The 20,391-nt window shown below is 67.6% G+C and carries 13 protein-coding genes; 6 read left to right on the top strand and 7 right to left on the bottom strand.

From position 1 onward, the window contains the following. The first annotated feature begins 178 nt into the window (after positions 1–178). From ACZ67T_RS12480 to ACZ67T_RS12470, 3 genes are read left to right on the top strand one after another with little or no spacing between them, the layout of a single operon-like run. Positions 179–748, top strand: a complete 570-nt coding sequence (locus ACZ67T_RS12480; protein WP_469983522.1) for a 2Fe-2S iron-sulfur cluster-binding protein — start codon at positions 179–181, stop codon at positions 746–748. Continuing rightward, entirely contained in the window at positions 745–1,728 is a 984-nt protein-coding gene (locus tag ACZ67T_RS12475; RefSeq protein WP_469983521.1) for an FAD binding domain-containing protein, read from the top strand. Before ACZ67T_RS12480 ends, ACZ67T_RS12475 begins: the two co-directional genes overlap by 4 nt. A 9-nt stretch (positions 1,729–1,737) precedes the next feature. Continuing rightward, entirely contained in the window at positions 1,738–3,966 is a 2,229-nt protein-coding gene (locus ACZ67T_RS12470) for a molybdopterin cofactor-binding domain-containing protein (RefSeq protein WP_469983520.1), read from the top strand. A gap of 435 nt (positions 3,967–4,401) precedes the next feature. On the opposite strand, the gene ACZ67T_RS12465 is transcribed toward ACZ67T_RS12470, so the two are convergent. From ACZ67T_RS12465 to ACZ67T_RS12435, 7 genes are all read right to left on the bottom strand, one after another. Further along, positions 4,402–4,872: a hypothetical protein gene (locus tag ACZ67T_RS12465; RefSeq protein WP_469983519.1), complete on the bottom strand. Its 471-nt coding sequence runs from the start codon at positions 4,870–4,872 to the stop codon at positions 4,402–4,404. Positions 4,873–4,932: 60 nt separating this feature from the next. Beyond that, complete coding sequence (locus ACZ67T_RS12460; protein ID WP_469983518.1) at positions 4,933–5,439, bottom strand: DUF3293 domain-containing protein; 507 nt, start codon at positions 5,437–5,439, stop codon at positions 4,933–4,935. 482 nt (positions 5,440–5,921) lie between these two features. Then, a complete protein-coding gene (locus ACZ67T_RS12455) occupies positions 5,922–7,145 on the bottom strand; it encodes a hypothetical protein (RefSeq protein WP_469983517.1) in 1,224 nt (407 codons plus the stop codon). 263 nt (positions 7,146–7,408) lie between these two features. Next, positions 7,409–10,687: a type I restriction endonuclease subunit R gene (locus ACZ67T_RS12450; protein WP_469983516.1), complete on the bottom strand. Its 3,279-nt coding sequence runs from the start codon at positions 10,685–10,687 to the stop codon at positions 7,409–7,411. After that, positions 10,684–11,859 carry a restriction endonuclease subunit S gene (locus tag ACZ67T_RS12445; RefSeq protein ID WP_469983515.1) on the bottom strand — a complete coding sequence of 392 codons (1,176 nt, stop codon included), beginning with the start codon at positions 11,857–11,859 and terminating at the stop codon, positions 10,684–10,686. Before ACZ67T_RS12445 ends, ACZ67T_RS12450 begins: the two co-directional genes overlap by 4 nt. Continuing rightward, positions 11,852–13,474: a class I SAM-dependent DNA methyltransferase gene (locus tag ACZ67T_RS12440; RefSeq protein ID WP_469983514.1), complete on the bottom strand. Its 1,623-nt coding sequence runs from the start codon at positions 13,472–13,474 to the stop codon at positions 11,852–11,854. Before ACZ67T_RS12440 ends, ACZ67T_RS12445 begins: the two co-directional genes overlap by 8 nt. A 17-nt stretch (positions 13,475–13,491) precedes the next feature. Further along, on the bottom strand, positions 13,492–15,630 hold the full coding sequence (locus ACZ67T_RS12435) for a hypothetical protein (protein ID WP_469983513.1): 2,139 nt from the start codon (positions 15,628–15,630) through the stop codon (positions 13,492–13,494). Positions 15,631–15,948: 318 nt separating this feature from the next. Between ACZ67T_RS12435 and ACZ67T_RS12430 the strand changes: the two genes are divergently transcribed. The 3 genes from ACZ67T_RS12430 (at position 15,949) to ACZ67T_RS12420 (ending at position 20,363) form a co-directional block, all read left to right on the top strand. Further along, the gene (locus ACZ67T_RS12430; protein WP_469983512.1) at positions 15,949–16,464 is read left to right on the top strand and encodes a hypothetical protein; all 516 of its coding nucleotides are present in this window, start codon (positions 15,949–15,951) and stop codon (positions 16,462–16,464) included. Positions 16,465–17,535: 1,071 nt separating this feature from the next. Then, positions 17,536–19,995, top strand: coding sequence for an AAA family ATPase (locus tag ACZ67T_RS12425; protein WP_469983511.1), 2,460 nt, complete (start codon positions 17,536–17,538; stop codon positions 19,993–19,995). Continuing rightward, positions 19,992–20,363 (top strand): hypothetical protein, encoded by a 372-nt coding sequence (locus tag ACZ67T_RS12420; protein ID WP_469983510.1) that lies wholly within the window; start codon positions 19,992–19,994, stop codon positions 20,361–20,363. Before ACZ67T_RS12425 ends, ACZ67T_RS12420 begins: the two co-directional genes overlap by 4 nt. Positions 20,364–20,391 lie beyond the last annotated feature (28 nt).

The following is a 20,391-nucleotide window of genomic DNA, read 5'->3' as shown; positions in this document are numbered from 1 at the left end:
GCGCGGGATGCGCGCCGGGCTGCCGCGCAGAAGCGCCCGGTCGGGTGAGGCGGGCGCGGTGGAGCGCCTTCCGACGCGCGGCGCACCGGTTTCTGCGAGATCTTGAGGAGGCGTGCGCCCCACAGTGGCGACGTATATCCAGGGTGACACCCGCACCCAGTGAGGAAGGCGGGCTGTGGTGAGTGATTCGGACACGGGCGCCGCAGGGCGGAGTCAGGGCGAGACGGCCCAGCTCTCGGCGGTCGAGTTGAACGTCAACGATCAGGTGCGACGGCTCGAGGTGGATACACGGACCTCGCTGCTCGACGCGCTGCGCGAGCACCTGCGCCTGAGCGGGACCAAGAAAGGGTGTGATCACGGGCAGTGCGGCGCCTGCACGGTGCTGATCAACGGCCGGCGCGTCAACTCCTGTCTGACGCTCGCCGTGATGCATGAGGGCGACGAGATCGTGACGATCGAAGGTCTGGGCGATCCCGATGACCTGCACCCCATGCAACGCGCCTTCGTCGAGCGTGACGGCTTCCAATGCGGCTACTGCACTCCCGGCCAGATCTGTTCGGCCGTCGGCATGCTCGCCGAGGTGGAGGCGGGCTGGCCCAGCCACGCCACCGCTGACGTGACCTCGACGCGGATCGCGTTGACCGATGAGGAGATCCGCGAGCGGATGAGCGGCAACATCTGCCGGTGCGCCGCCTATCCGAACATCGTCGCGGCCATCCGTGGCATCGCGGTGGGAGACCCGGAATGAAATCCTTCACGTACGAGCGGGCGAGCGACGCACAGACCGCCGTCGCGGCGGTGTCCAGAACCGGCGCGAAGTTCATCAGCGGCGGCACCAATCTGCTCGACCTGATGAAGCTCGGCATCGAGAAGCCCAGCCATCTGGTCGACATCAGTCGGCTTCCGTTGCGGGACATCGAGGAGCTCCCGGACGGCGGACTGCGTATCGGGGCCCAGGCGGCGAATTCCGATGTGGCCGCCGACTCCCGAGTGCGTACCCGCTACCCGGTGCTGTCGGAGGCACTGGTCGCCGGAGCCTCGGGCCAGCTGCGCAACAAGGCGTCCACCGGCGGAAATCTCCTGCAGCGCACTCGCTGCCCCTACTTCTACGACACAGCTGCGGGCTGCAACAAACGGACTCCCGGTTCCGGATGCTCGGCGATCGGCGGGTTCAACCGGATTCACGCCGTCCTCGGCGCCAGCGACTCCTGCATCGCCACCCACCCCTCGGACATGGCCGTCGCGATGACCGCGCTGGACGCGGAGATCGAGCTGCTCGACGCCGACGGGTCGGTACGCCGCGTCGCCGTCGCGGACTTCTACCGGCTGCCGGGCCGTACGCCGCACATCGAGACCGAGCTGCGGCCTGGCGAGATGATCACGGGCGTGCTCCTCCCCCCGCCCCCGTCGGGCCGGCAGATCTACCGCAAGGTACGGGACCGGGCGTCGTACGAGTTCGCGCTGGTCGCCGTGGCGGCCGTCGTCTCGGCCGATCAGGGAGCGATCAGTGAGGCGCGGGTGGCCTTCGGCGGTGTGGCGCACAAACCCTGGCGGTCCCTCGAGGCGGAGGCCGCGCTGACCGGCCGTCCCGCCACGATGGCCACCTATCGCGCCGCCGCCGAGGCCGCGCTGCGCGACGCCGTGGGGCAGGGGCTCAACGACTTCAAGATCGAGCTGGCCAAGCGCACGCTGTGCCGCACGCTGGCGCAAGCGGCTCGGGCGAGCTGAGGAGACGAGATGATCGGGCAAGCGCTGAACCGTGTCGACGGCCCGTTGAAGGTCGCCGGCCGGGCCACATACGCCTACGAGCAGTGGGGGGCCGGCCAGCCCCTCTACGGGTTCATCGTCGGCGCGACGATCGGCAAAGGCCGCATCACCCGGATCGACACCGAGGAGGCCGAACGCGCACCCGGCGTAAAGATGGTGATGACCCATCACAACGCCCCCGCGCAGGGTGCCCGCGACGAGTCCATTCCGTTCGAATACTGGCGCGCCCAGCCGGTGCTGACCGGCCCCGACATCCACTATTTCGGCGAGCCGGTGGCACTCGTCGTCGCCACGGCCTTCGAGCAGGCCCGGGCGGCGGCCGATCTGGTCGAGGTCGAATACACCGGTGGACAGGGACGTTTCGACTTCGCCGAGCAGGAAGACGAGGTGTACATCCCGAAAGTGGTCAACGCCGGTCTTCCCACCGACACCTCGGTCGGCGACTTCGATGCCGGGTTCGACAGCTCTGCGGTCAAGGTCGACCAGCTGTACACAACGCCGTACGAGCTCTCGATGCCGATGGAACCGCACGCGTGTCTGGTGGAACCGCGCGACGAGGACCTGGTCGTCTACGTCAGCTGCCAGATCGTCGACGCGGCACGGGCCTCGGTCGCCGCCACGCTTCGGCTCGACCCGGAGCGCGTCCACATCGTCACCCCCTTCGTCGGCGGGGGATTCGGCTCCAAGCTGGGCATCCACTCCGAGACGATCCTGGCGGCGCTCGCCGCTCGCGAGTTGCGCCGGCCGGTCAAGGTCGCGATGACCAGGCAGCAGATCTTCCAGCTCGTCGGCAACCGTGCCACGACCAGGCAACGAGTCCGGCTGGGCGCGGAACCGGACGGACAGCTGACCGCGATCGCCCACGACGTCACCATGCACACCAACCCCGACGTGGAGTACGCCGAGCAGACCGCCGCCACGACCCGCAGTCTCTACGCCGCGCCCCACCGGTCGACCACCCACCGGCTTGCGCCGCTCGATCTGCCGCCCGGGACGGACGTACGCGCGCCGGGCGAAGCGCCGGGCATGCTGGCGGTCGAGTCGGCGATGGACGAGCTGGCCCACGCTCTCGGGACGGACCCCGTCGAACTGCGGATCCTCAACGAGCCCACCGTCGATCCCGAGCGAGACGTGCCGTACAGCGACCGGCACCTGGTCGACTGCCTGCGCGAGGGCGCGCGCCGGTTCGGCTGGGAGCACCGCCCCGCCACCCCGGCGAGTGTGCGCGACGGGCGGTGGCTGGTCGGCTACGGCATGTCGGCCGCCATCCGCGGGCACTTCCAAGGGCCGACAGCGGTGCGCGTGCGGTTGGAGGCCGACGGCACCGCCGTCGTCCAGTCGGACATGACCGACCTCGGCACGGGCACGTACACCGTCCTGACGCAGGTCGCGGCCGACGGGCTCGGACTGCCGCCCGAGCGGGTGCGGATCGAGCTCGGACGTTCCGATTTCCCGACCAGCTGGGGGTCCGGCGGCTCGTGGGGCGCCGCCAGCTCGTGCAACGCGGTGCATGGCGCGTGCATGGCCCTGCGCGAGCAGCTCCTGGCCGCGGCGCGCGGCGACACGCGCTCGCCGCTGCACGGCCTGGACCCGGCGGACGCCGTGTTCGCCGATGGCAACGTGGCCGTCGGCGGCGCGTCCGAGACGCTGAGCGAGATCGTCGCACGCAACCGTCCGCAAGGGTTCGAGGCGGAGGGCGGTACCCGCTTCATGGGCGATGATCCGAACTACACGGACTACTCGATCAACACCTACGGGGCCCATTTCGCTGAAGTGGGGGTCGACGCGGACACCGCCGAGATCCGTCTGCGGCGGATGCTCGGCGTGTTCTCGGTGGGCCGCGTGCTCAACGCGAAGACAGCTCGCTCGCAGCTGATCGGCGGCATGATCTGGGGAGCCGGCGCGGCCCTCGAAGAGGAGGCCGTGGTCGACCTGCGGTCCGGCGCCTTCGTCAACCGGGACTTCGCGCAATACCTGGTGCCGGTGCACGCCGACGTCCCCGACGTCGACGCGGTCATCCTCGACGGGTACGACGACAAGGCCAATGTCCTGGGCGCGAAGGGCGTCGGCGAGCTGGGCATCTGCGGGGCCGGCGCGTCGATCGCGAACGCGGTGTTCAACGCCACCGGCGTGCGTGTGCGCGACTTCCCCATCACCATCGAGAAGGTGCTGCCCGGTCTGCCACTGATGGATGCCTGAATCCGTGACGGCGGTGCCGGTCTCGCCGGCCGGCAGGCGTGAGGCGGCGAAACCGGCACCGCACGGGGCACCTGCGACAGATCCCGCCGGACCTCCACGTCGGCCGCCGCCCCACAAGAGAGTCCCCAGCTGATCCACATCGGCTGCGCCCAGCTGATCCACATCGGCTGCGCCTGGCTGAGCAACTCCGTCGCCCGAGCCAAGATCACCCACACGCTCGCAGCCCGAGCCGGTACGCACATCTCTCCGCCCTCGGATCAGGCACCACCCGCTACACTGACCGCGGTGGCTGCGCCCTCACGGGCTGCCACCGCGACCTGTCGCCAAGCACGCCTGAGCAGTCCGCCGGCCTCGGCAGACTCTCGGACACGCTTTCCGACAGATCCCCCGCCTTCGTGGGATGTGTCGAAAACCCTTGAGGCCCAGGTCAGCGCCTTAGCGCGTAGAGCCACCAAACGGCCCACCCTGGTTTTCAAAACGCCCCATCCCCGCCTCGACGACGTCGCCGGGATCAGCTGAGGGTGTCGAGGCGAGGCCGGGAAGGTGTTCCTGGGAACGGGGCGGCTTGCCGGAGGACGCTCTCTGACCGACGACAGAGACTATGGACGGCTTGGGTGCGGCCCCGGTGGTGGAGTAGGACTCGAGACGGACTCCAGTGCGCTGTTCACACGCCTGTCGGCGATTGTGGATGTGCTGCACGCGGTAGGCGAGTCTGCTGGTCCATTGTGTGACCTCAACGGGCGCCACTGGGATGCCGCATTGCCGCAGCCACCTAACGGGGTCGAAGCGCTGATTGGTGCCGGTGAGTGCGTCGGCCAGGTCAAGGGCAAGGATGCGCCGGGCCCGGTCGTCGACGTCGCTGTCGGCGATGGCAGCGGCGAGGGTCTCGTAGTCTCCGCGGTTCACGAGAGTGGCTCCTTCGGGGTGCAAGGTCGTCGTCTTGGCATGTGCGACTGATCGTTGGGGCTACGCGGCAGACGACTGGTGGAATGGTGGTGTGAGGAGGGCGGCGTGCCAGCCGGCGATGATCGTGTCGTGGGCCTCATCGGCGCAGGCCAGCAGTCGCCATGAAGCCGGTGACCAGGCGAACACGGCGTCTTGGCCGAACCGTCGGCCCAGTGCCCGGGCCTCGGTGTCGTCCATTCCGACGACGGCTGCACTGATTTCTGCGTGGGTGCCGACCGGGTCGCCTCCGACAGCCGGCCACCACCGCAGCCCATCAAGACCGATGCCGTGCAGCAACTCGTGTTGCGCTCGGAGATTGGCCCGTGCCGTGGCATGGCGTCCGTGGGGATTGAAGGCGGTGACGATGTGGACCGTGTGCGCGCTATCGAGCGGATACGGCAGACCCGCCACACCATCCAGAAGCCCCGGCATAACGCGAATGCTGTACGCGGGGAAGGCGATGTCCACGACCGCGCGCAGATAGTTCGGCCACTGCGTGGGCTCGGCGAAATGAGAAACGGCAGGCACAGGAGTCTCCTTCAAAAGGGGACCCCCTTACCTGCCGGCAGGGAGATCTGCGGACCCGCTGACGCGGGACAACCACAACTACCAGGTGTTGATCACCTGACGGCCGTGATGCTGCCACATGGCCCTGCTCGACGTCCAGAGGTTGCCCCGAAGAAATGGCAGTTTCTGCACACCCCGCGCTATGGCGTTGCCAGGGGCCGCTACCAGGCAGTCGGCGAGGTAGACCAGCGGCAGACATGGAGATCGGCCTGTGGGTCCCTCGGCGAGACGGCCAACAGCGCGGCCCGCACGGGCACGTTGAAGATCGGCTTTCCGATCAGCTTCGTCATCCCGCCAACAAGGCCTGGCACTCCTCGCACCAAGCAGTCCCGGGGCGTGCGGCTATCGCCGAGGGTCGGCACCGTCGAGGGCGTGCCCATCGGAAGGGACTCAATTGCCCAGTCCAGCCTAAGAGCCCACACACCTGATCGGCCGACGTTCGTTCACTCCTCTTCGTCCTGGTCTTCACGGGCAAGGGCGGCACGGCTCGCCCAAACCCCCGCAACCCCCATGCCCACCAAACCCGCTCCTACAGCCGCTATGCGCCCCGCCTCTGCGGCCGCGTTCTTCAATTGCACCGGGTCCCGGGCCGCCTCCCACCATCGTGTCGTCTCCAGCGAACGTCGACCAGTCTTGATTCCGAGGGGCCTATGGAATTCATCGACGGCGATGCCGACATGGTTGATCGAGCCCACCACAGCCCGGTGCGCGGGCAAGTGCAGCAGCACTTTCGAGTTGGCCGTGCCGACAGCCTCATCCATGCGTGCCAGCAGGTGCTCAATCTTCTGTGAAATGAGTTCACGCCGCCTCTTCCGGTCGTCCTTCAGCACGAGCCGAAGGCCGTCCAGTTTGTCCGGGGACTCATCCAACACTCGCGCCAGTCGTAGCACGTCGAGCGCGTCCTGCAGTTCGAAGGAACGAGCCACGACAGCGAGCAGCTCCGCGACCTCGGACTCCGCCTTCTTGGCCGTTTTGGCGAGTTCACCGATCTTGGTCCGGCTCTCCATCCTCTCCGCGAGTGCGTCGAGTCCACCCAGCGCCCACCCCAGGGCATCCGTGATGGTATGGGTCCTGCCCTGCACGGTCGACCACGTATCATCGTCGACGCAACCCGTCCGTTCCAGAACGCTCATGGCGGACTCGATGTCGCTTCCCGCTCCGAACACCTTCGCCAACTCGGCGATCTTCTGGCCGCGGGCCAGGTCATCGACCTTCTTGTCGATCGTCGCGAGATAGCTCTTGATCTCGCTCATCTCATGCTGCATCGCGAGCTGCGCCATAATCCCTGCGGCACCAGCAAGTATCGCTGGGTTGGTCAGCAGCGAGCTGGGCCCCTCCGCGATCTTGAGCCATGACTTGATTGAGCCTGGTTTCCCCACCATCGCATAGCTGACACCCGGCGTCTTGCTTTCCATCAGCCCGAACTTCTTGTAAAGATGCGCGGACTCTTCGGTCAGCTTCACCCAGCAAGCCGAGTTGGCTGCAATTTCAGAACCTGCCTGCGCAACTACAGCCGCGGCACGGAGGAGTGGTCCGAGCTTTTGCAATGCGAGGGATTTCGACAAAGACAACAGTCCCTCCGAGGCGAGGAAGTCATTGACATTCGTCGGGTTTCCGATGACCGCAAATCCATCGCCGTCACCGATCAGCTGAATCTCGTTATTCATCGCCCGCTCCTGTTGTGACGCCCCGCAGTTGAGGGCAGTTGGGGTGAATAGCGCAAGAGAGCCACCATCATCGGAAGACGGCGCCCCCACCCGGCCACCGACGCGCGCACCACACGCCCCGTGACTACATCCTCAACTGCGAGGAGTCCAAACCGGTCATTTTAACGGAATTAGGGGGTTGTAATCCATGCATCTCTCGTCAACGCGTGGCCCACCCCATGCACAGGTACGTGAAGCGTGACCACGAAGCCTCCGAGTTGACGTCAGTTCTCCGGGACGCCGGTTGTGGACCACTCGTCGGCGAAGTGCTCCATCTGCTTCAGGACTAGGTCGACAGCCTCCGCGCGCCTGTCCGGCGGGTAGCCGTGGCGGGCCAGCAGGCGCTTGATGGCGCTGCGGAGACCGGCGCGGACCGGTTCACGGGCGATCCAGTCGGGCTTGAGCTTCTTCTGGACCTCCGCGACGAGGTCGCGGGCGATGCTCGCCAGGATTTCATCGCCCATGAGTTCCTGAGCCGTGCCGTGCTCGGCCACAGCGTCGTAGAAGGCGAGCTCGCGCCAGTTCAGTGGCGGATCGAACTTCTCGCCGCGCCGAGCGTCCTCGACCACCTCCTTGGCCATCTCGACCAGCTTGGCGATGAGTTCGGCACTCGTGTACTGCTGCCGCGTGTACCGGATCATGAGGTCCTGCAGACGGTCGGAGAAGGCCGTGCGGCGGACGATGTTGTGACGCGTGACCTCTCGCATCTTCTGCTCGATGAGCCGCCGCAGTGCCTCCGCCGCGAGGTGCGGGGTGTCGCTGCCCTGGAGCTTGGCGACGAGCGCATCGTTGAGGTGCGTCAGGTCGGCCATCTCCAGGCCGGCCTCGGCGAACAGGTCCGATATCCCGCCGGTCTCGACCACGGACGAGGTCAGCTGGGCGAGGTACAGCTCGACGTCGCGGGCGACGGGCAGGCCACGCGCCTCGCGGTCCGCCGCGTCGAGTTTGGCCATGTAGGCGCGGACCTCGACGAAGAACTGGACATCTCGACGCCAGGTCGGGTGGTCCGGGAAACGCTCGCCGATGTTCGTGGCGCTGGCGGACAGCGCGTAGAAGCGCTCCAGGCGGTGGGAGTGCTCGCGAAAGCGCCGGCCGACGGTCTGGCGGGGGTCGTCGAGCTTCTCCGGGTCGTTCCCGGGGGTACGCGGGTTCCTGAGGTACTCGGCGGCCCCGCCGGCGGCGTTGACGAACGCCTTCACTGTCGGCTGTTCAAGACGCGCACGCCAGTTGAAGCCGCGCAGGATGTCGCTGAGGATGTCGTACTCGTTGCGCAGCTCGTCCAGTGCGCGGTCGAGGTCCTGGCCGAGGGTGCGGTCCTCCTGGTCGGCGTCTGTGTACTCGGCGATCGCCTTCTGCAGGTTCTCCGTCAGCGGCGCGTAGCCGACGAGCAGACCGTCCTCCTTGCCGCGGAAGCGGCGGTTGACCCGAGCGAGGGCCTGCATGAGGTTGGCGCCCTTGAGCGGACGGTCCAGGTACATGGTGTGGACCGGCGGGGCGTCGAAGCCGGTCAGCAGCATGTTGTTGACGATGAGCAGCTCCAACTCGTCGTCGGGGTCCTTGGCGCGGTTGATGACCGCCTTGCGCTGGCCGTCGGGCAGCGCGTGGACGAGCAGATGGTCCTCGTCCTTGCGGGAGTTCGAGGAGAAAACGATCTTCATTGCGCCCTTGGCAGGCTCGTCGCTGTGCCACTCCGGCCGCCGCTCGCGCAGGGCGTCGTAGACGCGGACACAGATCTCGCGGGTCGCGCAGACGACCATCGCCTTGCCGGCTGCCCCGCCCTTCTCGGAGACGCCGACGAACGGCTCCATCCGCTCTCGCCGCTCCTCCCAGTGCGCCACTAGGTCCTCGGCGAGATCCCTGACACGGGCCGGCAAGCCGTACATGGCATTCATCGTGGCGACGGCCGTCTCGACCCGGCGACGTTCGGTGTCGTCGAGACCGTCGGTGATGCGGTCGGCCTCCTCGTCGATCTTCGTCGGGTCGACGTCCTTGCCGAGGACGAGCTTGATGACCCGGCCCTCGTGGAAGACCTTGACCGTCGCGCCGTCGTCGGCGGCCCTCTTTAGGTCGTAGATGTCGATGTAGCCGCCGAAGACCTGGCGGGTGTTGCGGTCGGCCTCGGAGATCGGCGTCCCCGTGAAGGCGAGGAGCGTGGCGTGTGGGAGGGCGTCGCGGAGGTGACGGGCGTAGCCGTCGAGGTTGTCGTAGTGGCTGCGGTGGGCTTCGTCGACGACGACCACGATGTTGCGCCGGTCGGAGAGCAGCGGGTGGTCGGCCCCCGACTCCTTCTCTTCCTTGGTCTTACCGAACTTCTGCAGGGTGGTGAAGAGGATGCCGCCGGTCCGCTTGGCCGCGAGCTCCTCCCGCAACTTGGCCCGGGTCGCAACCTGGAGAGGCGTACCCGGGAGGATCTCACTCTCCAGGAAGGTGGAGTACAGCTGGTCGTCGAGGTCGTTACGGTCGGTGATGACGACCACGGTCGGGTTAAGCAGGGCCGGGTCGCTCATCACCATCGCCGTGGTGAGCACCATCTCCTCGGACTTGCCCGAGCCCTGCGTGTGCCAGACGACACCGGCTTTCCCGTCTCCGGCTGCCGCTTCACGTACCTTCTCCGCGGCCCGGGTCACCGCGAAGTACTGGTGCGGCTTCGCGATGCGCTTCATCCGCTTGGATGGCACGAAGTTGATGAAGGACCGGCAGAGGGAGAGGAAGCGGGGCTGGGTGAACAGCCCGTGCAGCGCCAGGTTCTGGCCCGAATCGGCCACCCCCTCGCCGTCCACGGCGAACGGGGTGACGCGGGCCCCGGTCTCGTCCGTGTTCCAGGGCGCGAAGTGCTCGTACGGGGTGAAGGGCGTGCCGTACTTCGCCGTGATGCCGTCGGAGAGCAGCACCACCGTGTTGTAGCGGAAGGCGGTCGGGAACTCCTTCACGTACCGGGCGACCTGGGAGTGCGCATCCTGGAGCGTGGCGTACTCGTCGCCGGCGCGCTTCAACTCCACTACGGCGAGCGGGAGTCCGTTGACGTACAGAACGATGTCGAAGCGGCGCCGCTTCTCGCCGTCGACGACGGTGACCTGGTTCAGCGCGCGATAAGTGTTCCCGTCCGGGTCCGCCAGGTCGACGAGGCGGATGGTCGGGTTGCGCTCGGCGCCGAAGGCGTCCGTGTAGACGACGGAGCGGATGCCTGTCGTCAGGTAGCTGTGGGCGGTGCGGTTCTCCTCGTACGTGTCCTGCGACTCGGGGGTCGCCGCGGCGGCGATGGCGTCACGGACGGCGTCCGGGGGCAGCTCGGGGTTGAGCCGCTCGATCGCCTCACGGAGGTCGGGGTAGAGGATCAGGTCGTCCCACGACTTACGGTGCCCGGAGCCGGGGGCGAACTCGTTACCGGATGCCGGCAGCCAGGCCAACTCGGCGAGCTCGTCGAGGGCGAGCAGCTCCCAGTCGGCTTCCAGGGGGCGGTGGTTCGGGCCTCTTCTGCTTCCGCGCTCGTCATCGTGCGTCATGTGTGGTCCTCGACAATCTTCTCGGCGTCTTTGACGCGAAGGCGGCCGGACATGAGTTGGGGGAGGAGGGTGTCGCGGATGGTGCCTAGCTTCAGGTTCTCCTGCTCCGCGAGCAGAGCGCGGTTCCAGAGAGGGCCAATCTCAGCGTGCAGCATCTGCAGAACCTCGCGGTCCGGGACAGGCACCGCTTCATCCAAGTGCTTGCGCTGGATGTGGCCCATGGTCGTCGCCTTGTCGGCAGCAATAGCCCGGAACTCGTCAATCTTCCTATGGACCAGGTGACTGATCAGCCACTGCGGATACCCGTGCTTGGGGACGCATTTGAAGATGTGCTGGTTAATGACTGCCTCGGGACGGAACCAGCGTGCCACAGTCAGCGAACCCGACCAAGCAAACAGCACATCGCCCGGCTTGGCCACGTGCTGCTCAGGCACGTCGATGTCGTTATACACGGTAGAAGCGCTTGGACCCCCATTAATCTCTGCAATCCGCACCACCATGCGGCCAGTACCGGTGGCGCCCTTGGTGAACGCACGACCGTTGACGAATTCCGCAGTGCCCGATAGGGGGCGCTCTGTGAATCCGGCAGGGTATTCCAACGTGGCGCGACGGAAGAGGGCGTTGGCTAGCGTGTCCGCCGTGGCCGTGATGCTCTCATTGATGGCGATCTTGTCATCCAGTGACCCAATTACGGAGACAATCCCTTCACGTTCTTGATCCGATGGAAGGGGTACCGGGAGTACACGTACATCTTTGAGATTGAGCGTGGCCTGCACTGTTGTGTTCAGGTGTTCCCGGATGTACTGCTGGGCATCCTCGGATTCGATAAAATACTGCAGCCACCGAGGAGAAATATCCGAGATGGGCCGCAGTACTCCGATTGCCCTAGCTACGTTCCACCCGGCAAGACGATCTGAAGCGATTGCCACCTGCCCCGTGGACCCAACCAGGGTCAAAAGGACCTCACCGCCTTGTAGGCGGGTTCTCGAATATTTGACCTCGACGTCAGGAGATACGCGCAGGGGATCACTTGTATCGATTCTTCCATTGCGCACATCCTTGACACGTACGATCGGCACCCCGGTCGCCTCAGCCGATCCCGGCTGCACAATTCCGTACGAGACCCCACTCTTCAACAAGGATTCGAGTGGGACCCTGTTCCACTCAGACATCGACCCTCCCCAACTGCACGCGGACCGTCTTCTCCAGCTCCGCCGACCTGTCGAACAGCCCGTACAACTCCTCCGTCAGCGCAGCGATGCGCTCCGCCACCGCCTCTGCCCCTTCTTCCTCCGCCTCAACAGCTCCCACGTACCGCCCCGGCGTCAGCACGTACCCGTGCTCTCGGACCATCGCGAGATCGGCCGAGAAGCAGAACCCAGCCTCATTCGCGTATGTAAGCCCCGCCTCACGGGCCGACGCCGTTCCCCGCCACGCGTGATAGACGCCGGCGATCTTCGCGAGGTCGACCTCCGTCAGCACACGCTCCGTCCGGTCCACCATCTCGCCCATGCTCCGGGCATCAATGAACAGGATCTCGCCGCGGCGGTCGTCCAGGCGCTTCGCGCCTTGGGGGGTCTTGTCCTTGGCCAAGAACCACAGGCACGCCGGGATCTGCGTCGTGCGGAAGAGTTGGGACGGCAGCGCGACCATGCACGCCACCAGATCGGCCTCCACCAACGCCTGGCGAATCTCGCCCTCGCCACTCTGCTGAGAGCCCATGGACCCATTGGCCAGGACGATGCCAGCGGTGCCCCTCTCCCCCAGCTTGGAGATCATGTGCTGGAGCCAGGCGTAGTTGGCGTTGCTCTTCGGCGGTACGCCGTACCGCCACCGCGGGTCGCCCTCGTCCCTCGCCCAGTCCTTGATGTTGAACGGGGGGTTGGCCATGACGAAGTCGGCCTTGAGGTCGGGGTGCTTGTCGTCGGCGAAGGTGTCGCCCCAGCGGGGGGCGAGGTTGCCGTCGATGCCGTGGATGGCGAGGTTCATCTTGCCCAGGCGCCAGGTGCGCTCGTTGAGTTCCTGGCCGAAGACGGAGATGTCGGCCTTGTGGGCGCGCCCGGCGTGGGCCTCGATGAACTTGGCCGCCTGGACGAACATGCCGCCCGAGCCGCACGCCGGGTCGTAGACCCGCCCCTCGTACGGCTCCAGGATCTCCACGATCAGCCGGACGACGGACTGCGGGGTGTAGAACTCGCCGCCCCGCTTGCCCTCGGCCCGCGCGAAGTTGCCGAGGAAGTACTCGTACACCTCGCCCAGCACGTCCTGTGCGGGCTTGTCCCCGCTCCCGCCGAAGCGGGCGTCGCTGATGAGGTCGACGAGTTCACCGAGACGCTTCTGGTCGACGTTGTCGCGGTTGAAGATCTTCGGCAGGACGCCCGTGAGCGAGGCGTTCTCGCGCATGACGGCGTCCATCGCGTCGTCGAGGAGCTTGCCGACGCCCTGGCTCTTGGCGTGGGTGGCGATCCACGTCCAACGGGCGGTCTCCGGAACCCAGAAGACGTGGGCGCCGGTGTACTCGTCCCGGTCCTCCAGGAAGTCGTCCATCCGGTCCTCGGTGATGCCGTCATCGGCGAGTTCCGCGGCAAGCTCGGAGCGGCGCTCGTCGAACGCGTCGGAGACGTACTTCAGGAAGATCAGGCCAAGGACGAACTCCTTGTACTGCGCGGCGTCGATGGAGCCGCGCAGCTTGTCGGCGGCCTTCCACAGGATCGCCTGGATCTCCTTGGCGGTGGAGGCGCTGAACAACTCCGCCTGTTCGGTGGGCTTCTTCGCAGCGGTAGCCATGGGGCAGACCGTCTCCTTCAGTCGTCGGTTCCGGGAAGGTTCTGGAGGGTGAGCGTGCCGTCGGCGATGCCAGCGGCGGTGAGGCGGACAAGGTCGTCGAGGGCGGCGGACTGTTCCCGCAGGAGGTACGCGCGGGTCTCGATCTCCGCGAGCACGGCGTCGAAGCGCTCGGCCTCGCGTCGGCTCAGGTCGGGGATGAGGAGGTCCTCGATGCCGCGCGAGGCCCGCACCGCACCGCTGGTGCGCGCGTAGTCGGCGGCGGCCGCCCGCAGCAGTGCTGCGAGTACCCGAGGTAGCACCGGCGGGTCGGCGTCGGGGTGGACGCGGAGGATGCGGGCCGGGGCTGCCACCAGGGACAGGCCCGCTTCGTCGACGTAGGCACCGAAGCGGGGGCTCGTGGTGACGACGATGTCGCCCGGATCGGTGAACAGAGCGTGTTCGTAGCCGGTGAGGAGGACTCCGCGGTCGATGCGGCGCCCACCCGGGCGTGCGATGCCGAGAACCTCGTCGGGGGTGAGCACCGTGTAGTGGCCGTCTGTCGTGAGGTGCTCGTCGGCGAAACGGTGCCCGGGACGTCTGCGCAGGCGCCGGTCGTCGAGGAGCCGGCGGACGGTGGTGCGCCGCACCGGCTGGTCGTCGGGACGCAGTACGGCCTGGGTACTCAGTGCCGTGCGCAGGTCGGCGCGCTGCCGGGCCTGCTCGTGCAGCTCCGTCAGGCGCTGCTCCAGGGCGCTGATGCGGACCGGCCGCTCGATGACGCCCCGGATGTAGCGGCCCATGGGAGGGCGGTGCTGGGTGGTGAAGGCGGCGCCCGGCCGGTCGTCGAGGTCCTTCGCGGGGACGATCACCGCGTGGCGTGGTTCGTGGCGGCGGTCGCCGCGCCAGGGGGCGGCGCGCCAGATGGCGATGTCCTCGGCGAGCGTGTCAAGGACCGTGTCGGTGAGCGGCTGCGCGGAGTAGTCGGCGAGGAGGACCAGGCCCGTGCGGTGTTCTTTCGAGGTTCGGGCCAGTACCCAGAGGGCGGTGCGGTAGCCGGGACGGTAGGGGAACGCGCCGTCGGGGAGGCTCACCGCAGCCTTGAGTAAACCGTCCCGGAGGAAAGACCGGCGCAAGCGGTCGGCCTCGCTATGCCGGGGGAACGGGCGGACGAGCACGTCGGCGGGGCCGAGGACGACGGCTGTTGAGCCTTCGTCGAGGTAGTCGGTGAGTGCCTGTACCTGTTCCAGGACGACCTGCGGGCTGCGGTTCTCCCCCGACTCGTAGGGGAGGACAGAGACCAGCAGATGAGGGTATCCCCAGTCGTCGACGGGCAGGTCCTCCCCCTCGGCGACGCCGAGGTCGAACTCGTTCACGCCTCGGACGAGCATCCGGCGGCGGACCAGGCGGGCCCGCACCGGGTCGGGGTCGGCAGCGAGGTAGGTGTGGCCGGAGTCCTCGGCGGCCCGGGCGTGCAGGGCGGCGAGCAGGTCGCCGGAGCAGGCGTTCGGGGTGGCGACGACGGAGCCTTCGTCGAGGATGTCGACGCCGGACAGGGCAGCGAGGGCGCGTACCACCGCCGGGGTGAGCTCGTCGACGGCCAGGTCGTGGGAGCCGAGGCGGCGCCGGGCCTCCAGGACCCAGTCGAAGGCCTCTGCGGGAGAGTAGGCGGCCTCTGTCAGCTCGTCCGCGAGAGCGGCAAGAGTGGGGCCCGTGCGGTCGGGGTCGGGCACGGCACGCAGCTCAGCGAGCAGAAAAATGTCTTCGGAGTCGAGTTCGTCGGCTCGGGCCAGTAGCGCTTCCCAGCTCTGGCCCGACACGGCGGTGTCGAGCTGCTGACGCAGGCAGATCAGCGCGGTCAGCGCCCCCACCAGAACGGATGCGGGAAGGGCAGGGGTCCGCCAAGCGGAGAGGGTATGCAGAGCCAGCTCGGCGCGCAGCCGACGAGGGTCAGCATTTCCGCGGCCGGTCGTCGTCAGCCAGTCGACGACCGCACGGGCGTCGAACAGGGGGCGGCCGTCCTCATGGGCGACGGGCGCGGGGAAGTCCGGGTGCCTGCGGCTCCAGGTAGTGGGGACGGGCCGCTGCACGTGCGCGAGGGCGGCGATTTCGGCGTATGTGATCCGCCACGCCGGCATCTCGGGCAGGATGTGGGATCCCGCTTCGAGCGCACCACTCATCGTCTCCACCCCCCTCCCCGTACGGGCCTTGCCCTATCCGCTCCGGGAGGAAGTCCCGGCTATGGAGCAAGTGGCAGAACCCTACTGCGAACGGCCTCCGCTGCGCCCGAATCGCTTGATAACGGGGGTTATCAGATTCATTCACTCATCCCGCCATCCACGAACGTCACCTTGGCCTCCGTTGACACATGCCCCGCGTGGGACTGCCCACGCGACAACCCGGAGGTCCCTGAGATGACTGGCACTCCCTCGATTCCGCCCGCCGCCCAGCCCGACGGGGCCGCCCCGACCACCAGTTGGGCCGCCATGTCGCCCCCGGTGCCGCAGCAGCCGCCGGCCCAGAGGCCGTCTCGCCGGAAGGCCTGGCTCACTCACGGTGCGACGGCCTTCGTCGCGCTGATCGTCGGTGCCGCAATCGGCGGGAACGGAGAGTCGAGCAGTGCGGCAGACTCCGCGCGGCCCGCACCGGCCGTCACCGTCACCAAGGCCGCCGGTGCCGCTGCGCCAAAGCCGGCCGTGACTGTCACCAAGACGGCCAAGGAGACAGTCACCGCCAAGCCGAAGCCGACCAAGAAGCCCGGGCCGCCCGACACCATCGAGGGCGACGGCCAGTACCTGGTCGGCGAAGACATCCAGGCCGGCACCTACAGGACCGCCGGACCCGAAAACGACAACTTCGGCCTCGGCTGCTACTGGGCCCGAACCAAGAACGCCTCCGGCGAAATGGAGGCGATCATCGCCAACGACAACATCACCGGCCAGTCGCGCGTGACGGTAAACAAGGGCGAGTACTTCGAGACCAAGGGCTGCCTGAAGTGGGAGAGGGTCGGCTGACGCCACCCCTTGTGGTTCTCCCCTCACCTGGGCGGGCGGGGCTGCCGCGCTCGCGGCCGCCTGCCTCCGCCCTGTTCCGAGTCCTGAGAGGAACCACAGCGATGTCCGAATCCGAACCGCCTGCTCACGTCCCCACCCCGACTCCGGGTCCGGAGCCCGTCGTACCGAACCCCGCCCCGGCGCCGGCACCAGTCCCGTCCATGCCAACGTTCTCGCCGGAGGAAGGTCATGCCTCTGCCTGACCATTGGGCCCTTCCCGCTGGGCGCGACTGCACCGGGGCACTGTCCTGGCCCTCGGTGGCGGCGCAGGAGCCGCAGCGATGGCGGCATGTTGGCTGACTGTGTCTCTCATTGGCGGAGACACGGTCGGGGCGAAGGGTGGCAGTCCTTCGAAAGCCGTCACAGCCGAGGAGACGAAGCCACCGGAACCGTTGGGAGCGATGGCACGATCACGCTCACCGACGTCGGCGCGGACCTCGAAGACGGGGAGCCGTGCTCCGGCACGGGCGGCTACTCCGACATCGACTTCGACACCCAGGTCAACGTCACCGATGCAGCGGGAACCCTGGTCGCCACCAGCTCTCTCGGTCTCGGGGAGAAGACTGAAGCGGGCTGCGCCTTTGCGTTCACGGTCGACGAGATCACCCCGGGCTCGAAGTTCTGCACCGTCGAGGTGTCCCACCGCGGGGGGTCTCACCCAGACCGAGACCGAACTGCGCGCCGGTGGAGTCGAGTTCACTCTCAGCGACTGACATGGGTTCGGCAGGAGCAGCGCGATAATCACGCGTCCAAGCGCTGCCTGTCCCAACCTCGGCACCCAGACCGTCTCTGGCCATGAAGCCGCCGCCGGAGCAGCCAGGGCTGCGGGATCGAGCGTGCACTGCGGATCGGCAACTGCACTTTTCGCACCGGAAGTTGATAACCCGGGTTATCAACTTCTACACGATGTAAAGCACTTGGTTCTCCCTACCGTTCCCGGTGTCGGATGCGGCGTAGGAGTCACACCCTCCACGGTCGTAGCCGGTGTCCCACCCTTCCTCAGCATCAGCACCGGATCCCGGGAGACACCCCATGACCGTGACGGAACAGCCCGAACAGAACGCGCTCCATCTCACCCTCCCCGCCCAGCCGACTCAGGGCGAGCAGCCCGTCCCCGTGGTGGAGCTGGTGCAGACCCGCCTGGCGGGGGCAGACCTCACCGAGGCCGTGAAGGTGATCCTCAAGGAGGCTCTGGGCGACGGCGAGACCCCGCAGGCCGCCCAGGCCGGCCGGTTCTACCTCGAGTCCGTCGCCGTCACTCGGTTCCGCGGCATCGGCCCCCGTGCCTGGCTGAAACTCAGCCCCCGACCCGGCGTGAACCTCGTCGTCGGCCGTAACGGCTCCGGCAAGTCCAGCATCGCCGAGAGCATCGAGACGGCCTTCACCGGCACCAACCTGCGGTGGCACGGAAAGGACACGACGCGCAGCCGCAACTGGCGCAACCTCCACGACACCGGCAAGCCGGAGATTGAGGTGAAGCTCGCAATCGAGGGGGACACCGGTCGAAGCACACTGACCCGGACGTGGAAGGGCGAGGACTTCAACGACTCCGAGGGTGAACTCAAGCGGCCCGGGCACGGTCGTGTGGCCCTCGACCAGGTGGACTGGAGGCAGGCTCTGACGGACTATCGGCCCTTCCTGTCGTACGTCGACCTGGACCGCATGATCAGTGGCAAGCCCTCCGAGATGTACGACGCCATCGCCACCATCCTCGGCCTGGGGCAGCTCAACACTGCCGACAGTCGGCTCCGCGAGGAAGCCAAGGCGCTCGAGGACGCGGCGAAGGTGGCGAAGGCGGAGCTGTCGAGCCTCAAGGAGGGCTTGTACGAGCTCGAGGACGACGAGCGCGCGGTAGAGGCACTCGTGGCCATCGACTCGAACGGAGCTCCCGACTTCGCGACCCTTGAAGCACTGGTCAGTGGTCTGCCCAACGCCGACGAGGGCCTGCTCGCCGAGCTGCGCGCCGAGGCCGACGTAGAAGGACCCGACATGGCACGGGTCGGCGCGGCTGTGGACCGGCTGCGCAAGGCCCTCGCCGACGTCGAGGACCTGCGCGGTACTGGCGCCGAAGACGCTCTGCAGCGTGCGGAACTCCTCGAGCGGGCGGTGGCACACAACGACCGCCACCCTGACGAGGATTCGTGCCCCGTGTGCCGGACCGACGGGATGCTGGATGCTGCCTGGGCCACGGATGCCACCGCCCAGATCGCCGCACTGCGGCAGGAGGCGACGGCCGCCGCGGACGCGCGCAGCGAACTCCGGTCGGCCGCGCGGGCTGTGCAGGATCTCGTCCACACGCCTGGGCGGATCCCCGTCGCCCTGACCGATCCCTGGGGCGCCTGGACTGCCTGCCGTACGCTCAGCGATCCCGCCGAACTCGCCCGGCGTGCCCACGAGACCGCCGCACCTTTGGCCGATGCCTGCGCTGCGGTCAAGGAAAGGGCCTGCAGGGAACTGGAGAAGCGGGACGAACGCTGGCGCAGGCTTGTCACCCGCCTGACGGGCTGGGCGGAGAAGGCCCTCGCCGTAGAGGCGAACAGAGGTCGGCTGCGTGACCTCAAGAAGGCGAGCACCTGGATCAAGGCCGTGGCCGCCGAGCTGCGGGAGCAGCGCATGGAGGGCTTCGCGGACCACTCGCAGCGGATCTGGGAAAAGCTCCGCCAGGAGAGCAACATCGACCTCACGGCCGTGAGCCTGAAGGGCAGCGAGAAGGCCACCGTCCGCAAGCTCGTCATGGACGTCTCCGTCGACGGTCAGGAAGCCTCAGCGCTCAGCGTCATGAGCCAGGGCGAGCAGCACTCCCTCGCGTTGTCCCTGTTCCTGCCCCGGGCCGCCACCGCCGACAGCCCGTTCGGCTTCGTCATCATCGACGACCCTGTGCAGTCCATGGACCCCGCCAAGGTTCACGGACTCGCCCAGGTCCTGTCCGAACTCGGCAAGCACCGACAGGTCGTCGTATTCACCCACGACACCCGGCTCCAGCGGGCCTTCGCCAGCCAGGAACTGCCCGTGACCGTGTTCGAGGTCGACCGGGGTACCTCGTCGAGGGTGACAGTCAAGCCCGTGACCGACCCCGTCGCCCAGGCGCTCGCCGACGCGATGGCCATCGTCAGCACCCCGCACCTTCCGTCGCCGGCACGAACCCATGTGCTGCCCAGCCTGTGCCGTATCGCCCTGGAAAACGCCTTCCTCGAAGCCGCCTGGGTCCGGCACCACCGCTCCGGCGGTTCCGAGCACGCGCTGCAGGCCGCCATCGGCGACGCCGACAAGTTCAGAAAGATCGCGGCACTCGCCCTGTTCTGCGACATCGGGCGGACCGCCGACGTCGACCAGGAACTGCGCACCCGCTACGGGGCGCAGGCGGCGTACCTCATCAAGCAGTGCCAGATGGGTGCCCATTCCGGAGGCGCGCAGATCACCGACGCGCGCCGTTTCGTGAAGGACGTCGAGGCCCTGGCACAGAAGGTGCGCAAGCCGGAGGTGACCGCGTGATAACCAGTCCTGCCACCTCCGTCGAAGACCTCCTGCTGACGGCCGACCGGCTCCTCATCGGCAACCTCGGCGCCACAGCAGTCAGCCGTCACCGCGGAGCAGCCTTGGCCCTGCGGACCGCCCTGGAGGTCGCTGTTGGCCAAGTGCTGGACGCCGCGGTGCCCGGGTTGTCCAGGACGACAGGGCGGGCCCGGATGCTCTGTCTCCGCTGCTACACCGCGGCGGAGACCGCCCGCCGGGCCAAGGCCGTCTGGTCTCACCTGTGTCTGGGGTGCCACTACCACCAGTACGAGATCGGCCCCACGCACGGCCAGGTCCTCACCTGGCGGACGGAGGTCGGCGAGCTGGTCCGAGAATTGGGCCCCTGACTGGGTGTCATCAAGCGATCTCTGATAG

The sequence above is a fragment of the Streptomyces sp. NPDC107517 genome (assembly GCF_055582645.1).
This window is presented reverse-complemented; position numbering and strand designations above follow the sequence as displayed.

What these genes read in the sequence shown, in the direction of transcription:
- ACZ67T_RS12475 (WP_469983521.1), top strand. Translation starts at nt 745, where the DNA reads ATGAAATCCTTCACGTACGAGCGGGCGAGCGACGCACAGACCGCCGTC.
- ACZ67T_RS12470 (WP_469983520.1), top strand. Translation starts at nt 1,738, where the DNA reads ATGATCGGGCAAGCGCTGAACCGTGTCGACGGCCCGTTGAAGGTCGCC.
- ACZ67T_RS12455 (WP_469983517.1), bottom strand. Translation starts at nt 7,145, where the DNA reads ATGAATAACGAGATTCAGCTGATCGGTGACGGCGATGGATTTGCGGTC.
- ACZ67T_RS12450 (WP_469983516.1), bottom strand. Translation starts at nt 10,687, where the DNA reads ATGACGCACGATGACGAGCGCGGAAGCAGAAGAGGCCCGAACCACCGC.
- ACZ67T_RS12445 (WP_469983515.1), bottom strand. Translation starts at nt 11,859, where the DNA reads ATGTCTGAGTGGAACAGGGTCCCACTCGAATCCTTGTTGAAGAGTGGG.
- ACZ67T_RS12440 (WP_469983514.1), bottom strand. Translation starts at nt 13,474, where the DNA reads ATGGCTACCGCTGCGAAGAAGCCCACCGAACAGGCGGAGTTGTTCAGC.
- ACZ67T_RS12435 (WP_469983513.1), bottom strand. Translation starts at nt 15,630, where the DNA reads ATGAGTGGTGCGCTCGAAGCGGGATCCCACATCCTGCCCGAGATGCCG.
- ACZ67T_RS12425 (WP_469983511.1), top strand. Translation starts at nt 17,536, where the DNA reads ATGACCGTGACGGAACAGCCCGAACAGAACGCGCTCCATCTCACCCTC.